The organism is Parasphingopyxis sp. CP4, assembly GCF_013378055.1.
Classification (GTDB): Bacteria; Pseudomonadota; Alphaproteobacteria; order Sphingomonadales; family Sphingomonadaceae; genus Parasphingopyxis.
Genome location: NZ_CP051130.1, coordinates 691930 through 709390 on the forward strand (window position 1 = coordinate 691930; position 17461 = coordinate 709390).

At 57.7% G+C, this 17461-nt stretch carries 10 protein-coding genes; 2 read left to right on the forward strand and 8 right to left on the reverse strand.

The window, feature by feature from the left end:
* The first annotated feature begins 5 nt into the window (after positions 1-5).
* Entirely contained in the window at positions 6-1844 is a 1839-nt protein-coding gene (locus HFP51_RS03380; protein ID WP_176874371.1) for a cytochrome c3 family protein, read from the forward strand.
* Between the two features lie 55 nt (positions 1845-1899).
* The gene (locus HFP51_RS03385) at positions 1900-2763 is read left to right on the forward strand and encodes a phosphodiesterase (RefSeq protein WP_176874372.1); all 864 of its coding nucleotides are present in this window, start codon (positions 1900-1902) and stop codon (positions 2761-2763) included.
* Between the two features lie 4 nt (positions 2764-2767).
* On the opposite strand, the gene HFP51_RS03390 is transcribed toward HFP51_RS03385, so the two are convergent.
* The 8 genes from HFP51_RS03390 to cysS all read right to left on the reverse strand — a co-directional run bounded on the left by HFP51_RS03390 (position 2768) and on the right by cysS (position 17397).
* Positions 2768-7045, reverse strand: coding sequence for a hypothetical protein (locus HFP51_RS03390; protein WP_255454813.1), 4278 nt, complete (start codon positions 7043-7045; stop codon positions 2768-2770).
* A complete protein-coding gene (locus HFP51_RS03395) occupies positions 7045-8985 on the reverse strand; it encodes a hypothetical protein (protein WP_255454814.1) in 1941 nt (646 codons plus the stop codon). Before HFP51_RS03395 ends, HFP51_RS03390 begins: the two co-directional genes overlap by 1 nt.
* Before the next feature lie 4 nt (positions 8986-8989).
* Entirely contained in the window at positions 8990-10978 is a 1989-nt protein-coding gene (locus HFP51_RS03400; RefSeq protein ID WP_176874373.1) for a heme-binding protein, read from the reverse strand.
* Positions 10975-12369 carry a multiheme c-type cytochrome gene (locus tag HFP51_RS03405; protein ID WP_176874374.1) on the reverse strand — a complete coding sequence of 465 codons (1395 nt, stop codon included), beginning with the start codon at positions 12367-12369 and terminating at the stop codon, positions 10975-10977. Before HFP51_RS03405 ends, HFP51_RS03400 begins: the two co-directional genes overlap by 4 nt.
* A 157-nt stretch (positions 12370-12526) precedes the next feature.
* On the reverse strand, positions 12527-13258 hold the full coding sequence (locus tag HFP51_RS14800) for a DUF1428 domain-containing protein (protein WP_176874375.1): 732 nt from the start codon (positions 13256-13258) through the stop codon (positions 12527-12529).
* Between the two features lie 24 nt (positions 13259-13282).
* On the reverse strand, positions 13283-14932 hold the full coding sequence (locus tag HFP51_RS03415) for an acetolactate synthase large subunit (RefSeq protein ID WP_176874376.1): 1650 nt from the start codon (positions 14930-14932) through the stop codon (positions 13283-13285).
* Between the two features lie 78 nt (positions 14933-15010).
* On the reverse strand, positions 15011-15952 hold the full coding sequence (locus HFP51_RS03420; protein WP_176874377.1) for a D-2-hydroxyacid dehydrogenase: 942 nt from the start codon (positions 15950-15952) through the stop codon (positions 15011-15013).
* On the reverse strand, positions 15949-17397 hold the full coding sequence (cysS, locus tag HFP51_RS03425) for a cysteine--tRNA ligase (protein WP_176874378.1): 1449 nt from the start codon (positions 17395-17397) through the stop codon (positions 15949-15951). Before cysS ends, HFP51_RS03420 begins: the two co-directional genes overlap by 4 nt.
* Positions 17398-17461 lie beyond the last annotated feature (64 nt).

The following is a 17461-nucleotide window of genomic DNA, read 5'->3' on the forward strand; positions in this document are numbered from 1 at the left end:
GTGCGATGAGCTTTGTTGTCCATTATCGTTCGCGCACCTCGGGGGGCAGGGAAATCCTGCGCTCGCGGACGCTTGAGACGGACACGCTGAAAGTCGGACGCGGGCCTGAGAGCGACATCCTGCTCAGCGATCTTGGCGTTACCCTGCATCACGCGACGATCCGTCTTTCGGGCAAGACGCAGATCACGGTCATTACCGAGAAGAACCTGCCGGTAACGGTCAATGGCCGGACGACGACCCGAGCCGACATTAATGCAATGCGCGGTGGGACTATTCGGATCGGCCCCCATCGGCTCAGCGTCGCGGCGGGCAATGGCGAGGATGATGAGGGCAAGATTGTCATCACCGTTGATCGCGAAGAAGTTTCCGACCCGGTCAAGGCGCATCGATTATTTTCGCTTGCCGACAAGGTTCCGGGAAAACGGATCAGTGCCTGGGCATTCGTCGGACTGATCCTCGTCTCCTGTCTCGCCCTGCCAATCTATGCCTATTTTTCTAATCAGGGCGTCGGGGAGAGGGCAGATGGATTTCATGCCGACACATTATGGATCAGCGGATCAATGTCTGACGCGCATTCCAATCTCGCCAATGATTGCCAGGCTTGTCATGTCGAAGCATTCGTCTCGGTTCGTGATAGTGCGTGTCTCGAATGCCATACGGACATACCCGATCATGCTGAAGCTGACCGAATGGCAACCTCCGAACCCGAATTGGGCCTGGGTCGCAATTTCCTGCGCGCAGTGGCGACCACATTCAATCGCCCTCAACGCAGCTGCGCATCTTGCCATTTGGAGCATGAGGGCGCTGGCGAAATGGCGGCGGCGCCCCAGCAATTCTGTGCCGACTGCCATACTGACCTCGATGCCAGATTAACCGATACTGATATTCTCAACGCGCATGATTTCGGGCGCGATCATCCCGAATTTCGACCGCGCATCATGACGCGGCCGGCCGATGAAAACGGTATGGCACGGTATCGCCGGGTCAGCATTGAAGACAATCCGGAGGAAAATACTGGCATCAAATTCCCGCATGACCTCCATCTCTCGGAAACCAACGGAGTTGCTCGCATGGCGCAACGGCTGAGTGATGAATATGGTTTTGGCGAGGCGCTCGGCTGCGGTGATTGCCATGTCGAAACACCTGACCAAGCCCGATTCGAGCCGATCACGATGGAGGCCAATTGCCAGATGTGTCACAGCCTCGCCTTCGATCAGATTGGCGGGACGATCCGGACATTGCGGCATGGCGAGCCAGAAATGGTGATCGCGGATATCCGCGCCTTCTACCGCGATACTGCGCCACGCCGCCCGATCGATCTGTCGGGAATGGAACGACGTCGACCCGGCGAAGATAGTCGCGCGCGGACAGTCGGACGCTATCAGTTCGCGGCCCGAACGCGCTATGCCCGCGGGGATGATGCGATCCGGGCGGTATTTTCGCGCGATGGCGCCTGCTTCGATTGCCATGAGGTAGAACGGCCGACAACGCGTGCGTCTTTGGATTTCGATATTGTACCGGTTCGCCAAATTTCGCGCTTCATGCACAATGGCTGGTTTGACCATGGTGCTCATCAGACAGAAGAATGCGGCACATGTCATGAGGCGGATACGTCGGAGGAAGCGACCGAGGTCCTGCTTCCGGGAATCGAAACATGCCGCGAATGTCATGCGGGCGATACGGCAAGCGGAGACCAAATCGTCTCAACCTGTGCTATGTGTCACAGTTATCATGCCGACGATGCCGCACCATATTTAGTTCGAGCACGGAACAATCGTGGCCAACGACCAAGAAGCGTGCGGGATTATGGCAATCTGGCAATCAATCCACGTCAGGATCGCTAAGAATGACCGAGGCGAAGCAAGGAGTATGCATGGCGAATAGCGAAAGCACCCATCCATGCTGATTGCGCAAATCACCGATATCCATTTGGGATTCGATCCAGATGATCCGGCGGAATTTAACCGTCGGCGCCTCGATCAGGTGCTCGAGCGCTTATGCGATATGGATCCGTTGCCTGACCTTCTCATCGCCACTGGCGATCTCACGGACAAAGGCGATGCCGACAGCTATCGGCGCCTCAAATCCGCATTTGGCCGGTGTCCGTTTCCTGTCTGGCCGTGCATGGGCAATCATGATGATCGCGACGGCTTCACGCAGCGTTTTCCCGAGATTCCGACATCTGACGGCTTTGTCCAATATGTCATTGATGAGAAGCACTGGCCGCTGCGGTTGATAGTTCTCGATACGCTTGAGCCGGGGCGGCATGGCGGCGCCTTTTGTGAACGTCGCGCTAAATGGCTCTCTGAGCGCCTGGCGGAAGAGACGGATAAGCCGACAATGATCGTCCTGCACCATCCGCCAATCGAAACTGGCATCCCCTGGATGACAGCAGTGCCGGAGGCAGATTGGGTTAAGCGCCTGCGCGAGATTATCGAACCAGCCACCAACATAGTTGGCATGGTTGCGGGACATATTCATCGCCCGATCATGACCGGTTGGGCAGGGGTTCCTCTTTCAGTCGTACCCTCAACCGCTCCACAGGTTGCGCTCGATTTGCGACCGATTGACCCTGGAACCCCGGACAAGCGAGCGATGATCATCGCTGATCCGCCGGCATATGCGCTACACTATTGGACTGGCCAAAGCTTGATCTCGCATCTCGACGATGCCGATGATCATGTGCAGCTGGCGCGTTATGACGAGACGATGCAACCGCTCGTCCGCTATCTGCTTGAAGAGCATTCAACCGACCGCAAATAATCGTCTATCGGCGTGCGAAGGCGGCGGCGACCCAGTTATCCATGTCGACTTGATCGGTGACCCGGTAGGGAATCCGGCGGCTGTTGAGGAATAACCTCTCCATCTCGCTTCGGGTGAAGGGGCGAGATCCATGGCGCCCGAAAACAGCCATCTGGCCACCCGTCTCGTCGACGCCGCGATCTCGATCCAATCCCTTGGACAGGGCAAGCGCCCGTGATGACGTGCGCATCCAGGCGATAAGCTCGGGTACCGGTGCCGGCGAGAAGCCATAGAAATTGGGTTGGCTTGAAGGGCTGGTGAGTTGCAGCACTTTCATCCCATTCGCTCCATCGGCGATATAGGCAAATAGTGATGCGTTCGTCGTCCCGACAATCACGTCTTGAGTGTCCGGGGTCTCGCCTTCGCGGGCATAGCGGGCATGCTCGGTTGGTGCTTCGGGATTGGTCACGTTGAGGATGACGAGGCCATCACGACCCGCAGCAACATAGGCGTAGGTTCGGGCAAGGTAGAGGCGACGCGCGTCGGCCAAGGGGAAGGTTGCTCCTGGAATGAGGCGCGGGGCTTCGAAATCGGTGACATCGATGAGCTGCACACCGTCTGCTGTGGTCACCCAAAGATAGCGGAATTGGAGCGCGGAGGCCCGAGCATCGTTCAACGGGATAGTCGCAACATGGCGCGGGGCCAGGGGATTATCGAGATCGACAACTACCATCCCGGCATCGGCTGCAATAAAGGCATAATGGCCGCCGAGAACGATATGACGTGCGCCGGTGAGCACGCCATTTTCGTTCCAGGCATCGCTGCCATCGGCAAATTCGGCGCGTCGGAGGAAGTTATTGCGCAACTCGCCATCCGCCATCGTATTGACGTTGACCATGATCAGTCCCTCAACGCTGTCGCTGACGGCCGCATAATTATAGATGGGGTGGAAACGCTGCTCGCGATTGACCTCGAGCAGGCTCTGCTCGGTTCCATCCGCCGTCGTCACCATCATGTTCGCCATCGCTTCCTGGCGGGTGGGTGCGATATTCTGATTGGTGGGTAGAGCCATGCAGGTCGCGTTTTCAGTGTCGACCCGCGTGTCATGCCCGAGTGGCGAGAAGGGGCCGGTGATAATCCGTTCGGAAAAACCCTTATTGGCGACGCTGGCGACATCATAAACTTGGAAACCGCCGCGTCCTTCGGCGACGAACATATATTCGCCGCGCAACTGGAGGCAGCGGGCGGCGTCATTGGTCCGCTGCGTGATATGCTCAATCTCTTCAATCGCTCGGGTTTCACCGGATAGCTCGTCGTCAAAGATCCGCCCGCGCCGATACTCGATCAACTCGCGCTCATGGTCTTCGACATGACGTTCCCAATAGTCGGGATAGGCATAGCGATGGAGGTAGGAGCCGAAGACGGCCTGGGGTTCTTCCCATTCGGTTACGCGAACGGCCTGGAAGCCCTGTTCATTGCCGACCCATGCGTTGAGCCCGACGAAATTGACGAAGTTGGTACCCTGCAAGAGCAGCTGCGCCATGATCGCATTATTGTCATTGGCCTGGGAGAGGTGACAATCGGTGCATTGCTTGGTCTCTGTCCGGCGCACCGTATGCGGGAAGTGTGGGGCGAAGGCCTGGCTCGAATAACCCGATGCCGCGATCGGTGGCTGTTGCACATAGATCCGCTCGCGATTGATGTTGGTGGACGAAAGCACCAGCGCGGAACTAGAGCGCACCGGCGCGATGATATTGCCACGCGTGTCCTGATGGCGTCCGAGCTGGAACATCTGATCGCGCGCCACCTGCGGGTTGTATGTCGCAAAATTGCGGGATTGCAGCCCGTCATAGTGATGGCTCGAATTGAGCGCATTCGCCTCAATCGGAAGATGGCAGCCGCCGCATGATGTCGTCCAGGAGAGGTGGCAGGTGAAGCAAGCCATTTCTTCATCGCGATGTGCTCGGTCTTCTCTCGCGATGCCCGGTCCGAACTCGAACACCCCGGTCTCCGCGCCGTTTCGGCCCATCAATTTGGAGCGCGCGGATGCTTCATTGAAATCGGGATGCGATCGATCGACCGTGTCACGGACCAGGCTGACCTCCCATTCGAGTTCAGGATCGACGATTGAGCGCTGGACGAGAATGCGCCTGCCTGCATTGTCGCGCATCCATTCGAAGCGGCGCTGGCCGTCCGGATTGCGGATCAATGCCAGATTGTTGCCGGTGGGCGGCGCGGCCGGGCCTGATGTACGCAGCGTGGGATAATCGTCCGCTGTACCATGGCAATCGACGCACTGAATTTCGACAGCGCTGGCGACCTCGCCGTAGATCAATCCATTGCCATGGCTGTCTTGCGCAAAATGGCAATCGGCGCATTGCATGCCGACTTCGGCATGAATGTCCATCATATGGACAGAGCGACCGGGATTGGTGCCGATTTCGACAAACTGGCCTTCGCCTTCGCGGCGGAAAAGTTCGGGGTCTTCCGGATCGAGAATATTGCCGTCTTCGTCGAGGAAATTGCCCTCACGATCGCGGCGGAAGATGGCCCGGAAGTTCCAGCCATGGCCGTGATAGTCGGCAAATTGCGTCGTCTCGGCCTGCGGATTGATGAGATCGGTGACGTTGCGGAGGAAATCGACGTCACCCCAGCAACCACGGATCGCCGCCATCTCAGGATTGCGATCAAGGATCGCGAACATCTCTTCGGCAGTTCGGAACACCTGTTCGCGCGGCCACATCAGCGGCGCGTCGCTCTCATAGTCCCACATGGTGTAACCGAGATAGGTATTCATGAACATGTTGGGCTGATGCATGTGGCAGTTCATGCACTGGGCTGTCGGGATCGAACGGGTGAAGGCGTGGCGCACAGGATGGCCGCGTTCGCGCAGTTCCATCGGCACGGAGCCGTCCACTTCATCAGGGCCGCCGACACCATCCGATGCAGCCTGTTCCTCGCCCTCATGTGTGTCGTCACCATGCTCATCGTCATGGCGTTGTCCGCCCGATCCGCGAATGCCTTGCTCCTGAAGACGCTCGGCGATCATGTCGAAGGCCGCCCCGCATTGGCCGGGCGCCATGGTGACGTCCACTTCATGCGTGTCGTCATTCACCTCATCATGCGATCCCGACTGTCCGGGACGATGTTGACCTTGGCGCAGACGATTGATGGTCGGATCAACGGTCGCGGTCTGCCCATCGCGGCCATATTGTGCCCAGCTCAGCGAATGGCGGGGCTCACGGTCATTGGCATAGACAACATGGCAGGATGCACAGCCGGAATGGCGATAGTCGCCGGGTTGATCGTTGGTGCCCATGAACCAGGTGAAGGGGTCATTGAGGCGTGTCTTGTGAATATTGAGCACGGGAATTGAGACGCGCAGGCCTGTGCCGGGACCACGATTGGATTGGCGCAGGTCTGGCCGGCCGGGTTCTTCGAGGCGCTGGATGTTACCGCCGATATTCGGGATACCGATTTCCGGGAACTGGGATGCGATATTGCGACCGCCGCGCTCGAACACCCGGAAAATGTCTCCGGGCGGAACAACATGCCAAGTGGGGAGCGGAGCCAGCGAAGGCAGGGCACCGCGCGCCTCCTGCTCCGGGGTCACTGTGCCATGCGGATCGCCAGCCGACATGATCGCCGCCGGCTCACCATCCCGCGTATAGGCTTCGCCGATGATATAGCGTTTGTACGGCAGGATCCCGTTATTATAGGACGCACCGCCCCACAGCATCGCGCCGGTTGCCATAAGCGAGCGCTCCGTCGCTTCGATCACTTCGATATGGCACGAACCGCATGCCTCGCGGACGACGCGATAGTCTGACGGATTGACGAAGCGGATGAATTCCGGGCTTTCACGATTGAGGAGCGTGTAGGTGCGGTCATAATTCGCGCTGCTCGGCCAGTGCCAGCTGTCAGGATAGAGCGGCAGCACATGCGCGCGATACTGTACATCGAGATAGGCCGGGTCATCGAAATCAAGGCTGGTATCGGTAAGCGCGACATTGGGGTTGCCGCCATGGCAGTCGGTGCAGCCCAGGATTACTGCCGGCGTCGCATGCATGGTCAGCTCATCGGATGCTGTATGGCAGCTGACACAGCCGACACTTTTGGCGTCGGCTTCTTCCTGGGTCTGCGTACGAGGGGCAGGCTCAGCGAGCACCCCGGCCGCCAGATAGTCACGCTCGATCGCCGTCTCGTCACCCGCCGCACCACTTGGTGTCGACAAGGCGGCAAACATAATCCCGACTGCTGCGACCAACGTCGCGATGCGGGGAAGGGTGATCCAATGCGCCATCAGTAGGTCAGTATCGCGTTAAACAGGACGGAATAATATGTGCCTGATCGACGATCCTGAGCGAACAGGTCGGAAAAGCCATCGCTCGCATCAAATGCAGCGCCGGAAAGGCGGAACACGACATTCTGGATTCCCGACGGTCGATAGATTGCAGCGGCAGACAGATCATAGCCTATAGAGTTTGGAATGCTGCCCTCATTACGCAGCGCCTGCAGGCTACTGGTGTTTTCAAACCAGAGATGATTGGCATTGGCTGACAGTCTGAGCTCCGGAGTCAGATCGAAATCAGCGCCGATGCCGAGCAGTATAGTGCCCGGATTGTTGAAATTGGACTGGCCCTGTTCTTTGGAGCTGCGCAGCGAATTGAGGATGCCATTACGGCCATTGACGCCAATCGCGCGGCCACCACCGGCAAATGGAATGACTTGACGGATCCAGTAACTTGTATCTGCACCAGCAAAGATCGGGTTCTCGAAGATCGCGTCAAAACCCCGCTCTGTATCGTCGTACGGATCGCCATCGCCACTCGCATACAGGCCAGACAATCGGAACCGCATCCAGTCCACGTCATAGCTGATTTCGGCCGCCCCGAAATAGGCAAAGATATCTGCTGGTTCATCGGTGAAGAAGCTGTTCCTGTCTTCGCCCAGCGCCAGATAGGTTGAGGCGGATATGTTGAACCGCCCGATCCGTCCGTCCGCGTTATACCCCAGATAGACAACGTCATAATTGCGCCCGCGTAAGCTGCCGAGCAGGGCCGGGCGCACCGGAAAACCGTTATCGTCAATCTCGACATCAGTGCGTTCGCGGTTGGCGTTATAGGTGACGCTGAACTGGCTCGTCAGACCTGGAATGGGCAGATCCTGGCGATAGAGATTGGCGTGGAAGACATAGTCGCTGCGTGGCGTCGCGAAGACGTCGTTCAGCCCGGAATTGGTGTCCTTCTCCAGCCGCATGAACGCGGCCAAATTATACTGGAACCGGTTATTGTCCCGCGTACCAAACAGGCGCACGCCGAGCTGATTATCCTGAAAGAGAAAACCGCGGAAATCTGCATTAAACGGTTGAATGCCAAGGCGAATGGAATCGAAGTCATAGCGACGCGATGTGTTGCGGAAGTGATAGTCGAAAAATAATTCCTGGACGCCGGTGAACCAGTCGAACCGATGACTGGGCCGACTCGGTTCGACAAACAGGATACGACGTTCGTTGACATCGACATAGTTGAACTGGGTTGCCAGGGTGACGCGATATTCGACATCGGGCGGCTTATAGGCCGTTGATCCCTTGAGCAGTGCAAATCCGGTGATGAAAGTCTGCGCAAGCACAAGGCTATCGGCTTGGCCAAAGACATCGAGGCTGTCGGGTTCAGTTGTTGTTTGAACGCCGACCGGGGTCGGGAAACTGCGCGGCTCGATGACCGTATCTGAAATGGCGTTCACAACCAGAAACCAATCATCGCCATTGATCGGTAACCAGTCTGGCAGATCGCCAAGTGGAATCGGACGATCGCCCTTCAGGGTGTTCTGATTATACGGGTCGAGGAGATTTTCGTTGACCCCGAGGCTTTCGACAATCCGCCAGCGATCTGGCACCGGAAACTCGTCGCCCGGAAAGGCCTGCGGCGGCGGCGCGCGCACCGCACCAACATTCTCCTGAGTTATCGGATCGGGCAGGTTGCGCTGTGGGACGCCGGGACGGCGGCGATCTTCGATGATCGTTTCATCAGCGTCGCCGGGTTCCATTTCATCTTCGATCTGGATTTCGTTGAGGCCGGTTTCGTCTTCGCCTGGCACGCGCCGGCGCATCTGGCTGCCTTGCGGTTCAGCCGCCGATGCGACTGCCAGCGCTACCGACGACACAAAGGGTGGAGGCGGCCCAAAGGCTGCCGGAGCCTGCGTCGCAACAGCGATGCAGATAAGAGGGGCCACGGCCGCCATCTATCTACAATCCCTGACAGACATTGTTTTCGTCCGTATCCAGAAATGGCGCAAAGGGGCAGTTCACATAGCGCAAGCGCACATCGGTCCCGCCAACATCGACGGTAATCCGATCGGCCCGGATCGACGGTGCTGCGTTATTGATGCCACCGACGCGGACGGACGCATTATGCGTACCGAGAAAACTGATCATGTCATCCTGGTCGATACCGTCGCCCGAAACACCAATCCCGCCAATTAGCGCATTGCCGCGATAGATGGGCACGGAGCCAGGGAAAATCTGGATACCGTTTTCGAGCGGGTTCTGACCGGGAGCGACATCGGGTGTAGCGGTGCAGCGCGGTGGCGTGTCGGCGTTCATTCCGAATATGAATCCGACGTGGGTGAGGATGTTATCGAGGATCAGCGCGGATTGCAGGCCGGTCGAGAAGGGGTTGAAGCTGTCGATCGGCCGGGACAGGGGACCTTGCGGACGCCCGACTTCTCCATCCGGAAAATAGGGGCGGGAAAGATTGCCACCAGCCCGGTCCGAAAACGCAAATGCGCCGGTTAATGCGTTAGGGTCACCCAGAAAATCGCGCGTAGCCTGGACAAAAGACACAACATCCGCGCTCGGATTGCCCTGCAGTAATGTTGCGGCATTGGCACCGGAGAAGAATGTCGCTGTACGTGCTTTTTGCAACGAAACATCAATCCCAAAGATCGGCGCATCGGGCGAGCGCACAATACCGAGCACTTCTCCATGTGTGTCGACAACCGAGATCGTAACCTCGGCCCGGCTATCGAGCGGCCTACGGATCTGCGCGCGGGCGCGCCGCATTACGATAAAGGCTTCCTCCAGCACGGCTGTGACTTCGGCGAGAGTAAGCGGTGTTGTGACATCGGCCCCGTCCGTTCCGGCGCGCAATGGGAAGCGGTTGGCCCCTGATCCGTCCGACAGGACAAACGCATCTCGGATCGAAAACTCGGCGGCTGTCGATGCACGTATTCCGGATGCTTCTGCCCCATATGCCGTTCCAGCCAGAACACCGCCCGCCATATCGTAATAGCCAGCTACGCTAACCAGCGAGCCCGCTATGGCTGCAAATGCTGGTGGCGAGTTCGGGTCGCTTTGAAAATCCGATGTGTCGGCATCGCTATATTTGAGCGTCGTGCCGTCAACGGGAATACGATCAGCCTGGATTGATCGCGGTGCTTCGAAACCATTTGTTGCGGCGAGGCCAATTGCTTCCTCGTCGCTATTGTCATTGTCGAGCCGATTGGGATCGAACCCGTAAATGCCATCGCCCATTACGCCAACGCCGCCAATAACGACGCCATTGCGGTAGAGCGGAAATCCCCCCGGATCGGCGGAAAGGCCGAGGGGCGATCGTTTCGGTCCGATGAGTGCGTCCGCTCCCATCGCCGCGGTGAAGCGTTGGACAAGGTCGGAACACGGCAAAGCGCTAAATTGCACACCGAATAGCGGCCCGCTTTCAAGCCCAACCGTTGTTGGAGCTGGCGGAAAATGTTCCTGTACAATTTCGCTGGCAGTGCGCGTCGAGAATGCATTCCCGCCCGAAGATAGATAGGCACCGGTTATCGCTTTGGCGATCGCGCCTGCCGCTGCGGCGGGCGCCGGCAGGGCTCGACCCTGCAAGTCAAAATCCGTGCCGGGAACCGACGGGACGCTCAATGAGAGATCCGCGCCTGTCATTGCATAGACGGCGAGGACATTGCCGACCCGATCGACGACGGCGATAGCCACGGGCAGCCCGCGTGCAGTCGCTTCCCCGGCAGCCTGCGCGATCACCTGCCGGACATCGGCCGCCGACAAAGATTCCTGCGCGGGTACCGCATATTGGGTCACGGCCGGCGGCGGAGGAGGGGGCGGAGCAGGCGCTGGATTCCCTTGCGTATTGCCCGGAGTCCCGCCGCTACCGCCGCCACCGCATGCGGCGAGGGCAAAGGCGCTGGCCGTCAGCAGTGCAGTTAATCGCTTGTCCGTCTTCACCGGAGCCGTCCTATGGCAGTGGAAGCGCGTCGCAGGGCTTGGCGGAACTCGAGCGGTCGGTACGAATTGGGTTCGCGCACGGCGGCATAGGCCGCGTTGATGTCAGCGCGAATGCCGCGGACTGATGCCTCGGTAAGTGTTCCTTGGCTGACCAGCGCATTCAGTAAGGTGTCGGTGGCCATCACCGCCTGCACGCTGCCTTCGTAATCGGTGTAGCGAGGCTGGATTGCTTCGGAAGAAACGGCGACAATGATTGCGAAGCTTTGTTGCCGGTTGAAGCTGGCTGAGGCGAAGGCATTGCTAAGCTGGCGAGCACTATCCCTCAAACGTGCGGCAGCCGCGGTTGCGGCGCTTCGGCCTTCGGCCATCGCTCCGTGGAATGCGCGACTGTCCCTATCGAACCTATCGGCGAGGCTGGGAGCGATAACCCGCGCTGCCGCAGCCAGCATGATTATGTTTTCGTCTTGATAGGATGGAAAGCCATTGGGGATTGGGCGGGACGGATTAGCGATCCCTGTGGGCCTGGCATTCGGATCGTCATAGATCCGTCGATGGCATGTATGGCAATCGAAGAAGAAGAATTCGGGAAACAGGCCTTCTGTGCCGAAGCGCTGGTTCTGGAATAGCGTGAGCGAGCGTTCAAGTGCGGTTGCCTGGCCGACAGCCCACATGCGGACATGATTGGTCCGGCCCTTGCGACGCGAATAATCGCCATCTTCGTCGTGATGCTGTTGCAGGGTTGAGAAAAGATCGAGCTCAAACACAAGGCGGGGATGGCCGGCCGCCATGATCCGATGATCGACAAATTGGCCTTCAGCTGTGCTGCCGAAATGACAGTTAAGGCACATTGATGCCCGTGCTCTTGGATCTTCCAATGGGTAGAGGCCGCGCGAGACATTTGCGGCATGGGTGTTGCCGACAGCATAGTGACTGGCGAGCCAGCCGGTTTCGCCGCCGCCAGCACCGCCATGGCAGGACTCGCAGCTTACGCCATCGGAAAGCTGGAAGCGCGGACCGCGACGCGATGCGGGGACATAGTCGCTATGGCAGCCAAGGCACATTGTCGCGCTTGCCGGATTACCAATGCCCAATTCGTTGGCGATGCGTTGTGAGCGAGGGTTTGTGAGAACGGCATATGCTCGACTGTGCGACCCGGTCGCGCTGGATGGTTCCTGCCATCGCATCAGTTCGTCCTGGCGAACCACGGCGCCGTCGGCTTCTTGCCGACCATGACAGGTGGTTCCGCCACAGCTCGCGACGCCGACATGGGTGTTGGCAGAGGTTTGCGCAGCGGCAGCTGTCGCGTCATTCGATTGGCCGAGACCGACCGAGAAGCCAATTGCTGCTGCAATGGCCGACAGTCCGATTGCCCACTTCGCTTTACCCGCCATAAACCTCCCCCTGGCGTGGTATTCGATCAAGACGGACGCATTCGCATCCCTTCGAATTTTCGCGACCCCGTCTTGGCTAAACTTATGTTCTTTCTTGGCGCTTCTGGCAAGCGCCTAAAAGGCTTGGGCGCAATGGAAAATTAGCCTTTTTCGAGCTTCATTCGCTCGGTCGCCCATCCATCAACACTTCGAAACCACCGAATATCAGGCGGGATCCATCTAGCGGCATTTCCGATCCGGGTTTTGGCATGCGATCATCGCTCTGGAGATTGGGCATTGCAGCGCTGTGCGCCTCCTTGGAGGGCCAGGCGGTGAAGCCAAATACGACGACGTCATCCGGCGCAGCTTTAACGGCGCGCTTCAAGTCTGTGGTCTCGCCATCGGCAATATCGGTGCCCCAACAATCATAGGCAGCAAGGGCACCATGATCGGAAGCAATCTCTCCCATCGTTGCGGCCATCGTCTCGAACGCGGCTTTGTTGTCTTGTGGAACCGGTGCGACATAGCCTTGGACATAGCCGACCGTATCGCTTGCCCGGTTGATTTCGGACAGTGTTTCGAAGCCGCCATAGATCATGCGTTTGCCGTCGAACGGATTGCTGGGCGGTTCGGCCATCCGTTCATCGGCAGTCATTTTTTCCATGGCTTGATCGCAGAATTCTTTCGACTCCCAGATGATCCAGGAGAAGACGATATTCTCATCATCTTCAGCGCTCACGGCGCGGAAAAAATCGGTGTTCGATCCGCGCTGGACTGCGTCGCCCCAACATTCCACAATGCGCTGGGCACCATAGTCGAAGAAAAGCGGGGCAACGCTGGTTGCCAAAACGCGATAGGCTTCCTTGTTCGCTGTCGGAACCGGAATGACAAAACCTTGGACGTAGCTCATATTGCTCTCCGCGATGATGCGGGATCAAAGGTCCAGCTTGGCGCTCAACTCCTTGATCTCATGGTTGAGAATGCGGTCATTGTCCGAATAATCGACCGGACAATCGATCAGATGCACGCCGTCGCTTCCAAGACATGTCGCGAGCAACTCTTTCAGATGATCGGCGCTTTCAACGCGATGCCCATTTGCGCCATAACTCTCGGCATATTTGACGAAATCCGGATTACCGAAGGTCAGGCCATAATCCTTGAAACCCATATTGGCCTGTTTCCAACGGATCATCCCATAGGCGTCATCGCGCAAGATCAGCACCGTGATGTTGAGGCCAAGCCGAACCGCTGTTTCCATCTCCTGGCTATTCATCATGAACCCGCCATCGCCGCAGATCGCCATCACCTTGCGATCCGGATAGACCATCGCCGACCCCATTGCCGAGGGCAGGCCGGCACCCATTGTTGCCAGCGCATTGTCGAGCAGAACGGTATTCGCCTGGCGCGCGGCATAGTTGCGCGCAAACCAGATCTTGTAGACGCCATTGTCGAGCGTGATGATCCCGTCGGCCGGCATCGCTTCGCGCACGCATTTCACAAGATGCGGCGGATAGATCGGGAATCGCATATCGTCATCAAGGCTTGCTGTGTGCTCGACCTCTGCATCACGCGCCTTCAGCATCTTTTGGAAGTTCCAATGACCTTGCGGCAGAATGTCTTCCTTGATCTGCCAGATCGCGTTGGCGATATCGCCGATCACTTCGACCTGGGGGAAATAGACCGGATCGACCTCTGCCGGGATGCAGCTGACATGGATCACTTCGGCCCCGCCGCGTTTCATGAAGAACGGCGGTTTTTCAATCACATCATGACCAATATTGACGATCAAATCGGCCGCCTCAATCGCGCGATGGACGAAGTCTCCCGCCGATAGCGCTGCACAACCCAGATATTTTTCGCTCGTTTCGTCGATCACACCTTTACCCAGCTGAGTGGTGACAAAGGGGATACCGGTCTTCTCGACAAATTGTGTGAGCATGCGGCTCGACATGGTCCGGTTGGCACCGCCACCGATCACCAGAACCGGTGATTTTGCCGCTTCGAGGCGCTTCGTTGCAGCGCGAATGGCTTTCGCTTCTGCGATTGGCCGGCGGCTGAGGCTCGGCGGGATCGGCGTCATGTCGCTCGGCTCTTCGGCGATATCTTCCGGGAATTCGAGATGCGTAGCACCGGGCTTCTCGGTTGTTGCAATGCGGAAGGCTTCGCGGACGCGCGAGGGGATATTGTCGCCCGACGCGAGTTGGTGCGTAAATTTGGTGATCGGACCCATCATGTCGACCACATCTAGGATCTGGAAGCGGCCCTGTTTCGAACTCTTGATTGGCTTTTGGCCGGTGATCATCAGGATCGGCATCCCGCCAAGTTGGGCATAAGCAGCGGCGGTTACGAAGTTGGTTGCGCCAGGCCCCAACGTTGCCAAGCATACGCCAACTTTGCCGGTATGGCGGCCATATGTTGCCGCCATAAATCCGGCTCCCTGCTCGTGACGGGTGAGGATCAGGTCAATATTGGAATTTGAAAGGCTTTCGAGAAAATCGAGATTTTCTTCGCCCGGAACGCCGAACACATATTCGACGCCTTCTTCCTCCAGGCACTGAATGAATAAATCGGATGCCTTGGTCATCCTCGTTCTCCCCCTCATGAGCACTCAGTTCGGCAAACCCGGGAGAAGGGTACACAGGCGCGGCCTGCGCGTCACGCATCAATAACCCAGATTGAGATCCGCAACCGATATCATCGGTTCACCGCTGCGATAGCGTTTGAGATTTTCAACAAAACGCTGGCCGGCACGCTCGAACATGCGGGTCGTTGCGTTGCCGGACATATGCGAGGTTATGAAGATATTGGGGGCGGTCCAAAGTGGGTCATCGGACGGCAAGGGTTCAGGTGTCACAGTATCAAGAAAAGCGCCACCAATTGTCTTGGCTTCAAGCGCTGAGATCAGGGCAGGCTGGTCGACCAGTGAGCCGCGCGCAATATTCACCAGCCATGCACTGTCCTTCATGGCTGCCAACTCGGCAGTTCCAATCATATGCTGTGTTTCATCGGTTGCAGGCGCGGCAAGAATAACCCAGTCAAATTCGCCAAGGCGTGATCGCCAATCATCCGGGCCAATGGCGCTTCCGTCGGAAACCGGAGTGCGGCGCACAGCTGTGATATCGGCATTGAAACCGGAAAGCGTCTTCGCAACCTGCTGGCCTATTGCGCCATACCCAATGATCAGCACCTTGCTTTCAAACAACTCGCTATTGCCAGGCGGACCGTTCAGCCATTCTTTTTTAGCTTGCGAATCCAGTAATTTATCGACGCGCTTTGACGCGGCGAGCATGCCCATAACGACATATTCCGCGATCGGAATGGCGTTGATCCCTGTACCGTTGGTCACGATCGTGCCGCGTTCCCGCAAGGCGTCGACGGGAAAATGTTCGATCCCGGCATAGATGGAGTTGAGCCATTTGAGATTGGTGGCGGCGGAGATGATCTCTCCCATTTTCGGCTTGTCATACATATCGAACCAGCCAATCTCGACCGTGTCGGCAATCTCCAGTGCCTGGTCCCCACTATCAAACCAGGTGACATCAAGACCATCGAGCTGACCTTCGACAAGCGGGCGTATCAGCGAGGCGATTGCGGCTTTGGTCATGCGTCAATTCTCCATTCCCATCGCAGTGGGTCTCCATCCATGATCTCGACGCCATTGTCGGCGAGTTCATTACGGATCGCGTCGGCAGCCGGGTAATTTTTGTTTGATTTGGCTTCTTCGCGCAAATTGAGCTGATGCTCTACTTCGTCTTCTGTGAACTCGACTTTGGCCGGGCGAAGTCGAAGGTCGGCTCGTTCCAGCGTCAACAGGTTGAGGCCGAGGACAGCATCGGCTTCCGCAATCGCGGCCAGTTTCTCGCTACAGTCGATTTTCTTCTGTGCAAGAATTTCGTCAAGATGCGTCAATGCTTTCGGCGTATTCAGATCGTCGGAGATCGCCACATCAAAGGCGTCGAGCATCTCGCGCAATCTTGGGTGGGTGCACGCTGCTGCTGGCTCCGCATCCGCTCGCAACTGTGCCACCGTCATCACCATCCGCTTCAAGCGCGTGAGCGCTGCCAGCAGATTCTCAAACGTAAACTCCAGCTCGCTGCGATAGTGCGCCTGAAGGCACATCAATCGATAGGCGAGGGGATGGACGCCTGCGTCGACGAGCACCTGCAAGGTCAGGAATTCGCCGGCTGACTTGCTCATCTTCCCGCCGCGATCGACGAGGAAATTGTTATGCATCCAGATGTTCGCACCGGTATCTGCAGAGCAGCTATGTGCCTGATTTTGTGCGATTTCGTTGGGATGATGGATTTCTCGGTGATCAATGCCCCCGGTATGAATATCGAAGGTTTCACCGAGATACATTTTGCTCATGACTGAGCATTCGAGATGCCAGCCGGGAGCGCCTTTACCCCAGGGTGAATCCCACTCCATCTGACGGGTTTCACCTGCCGGGGTCTTACGCCAGATTGCGAAATCGGTTTGATGGCGCTTGCCTTCAACCGGATCGATCCGGCCTTCGCCGTCATCTGTCTTGGCGCGTGCCAGCCGGCCATAATCGGGAACAGTGGACGTATCGAAATAGAGCCCGCTGTCCAGTTCATAGCAATGCGTGTCTGCGATCGATTTCGCGAACGCGATCATCTCTTCGACATGCTCTGTGGCGATCGACCATTTGGCGGGTTGCCGGATATTGAGGCGCTCTATGTCCTGCCAATAGGCGTCGGTATAAAATTTGGCGATATCCCACGCAGATTTGCCGGTTTCGCTCGCGGCCTTTTCCATCTTGTCGTCACCGGCATCAGCGTCCGAGGTTAGGTGGCCGACATCGGTGATGTTGATGATGTGGCTGAGGTTATAGCCCTTCCAGGAGAGCGTCCGTCCCAAAGTGTCCGCGAAGATATAAGCGCGCATGTTTCCAATATGCTGAAAATTATAGACCGTCGGTCCGCACGTATAGACATGGGCCTTGCCTGGATTGACGGGCGCGAATTCTTCAGCCGAACGGGTCAGGCTGTTGAACAAGGTGAGCGGGGCGGAAAGGCTCTCGGTCATGGCGCCAAGCGATGGCGATATAGCGCAAGAACGTCAATCGTTTCGCGAGTCACGTCGTCTGGGA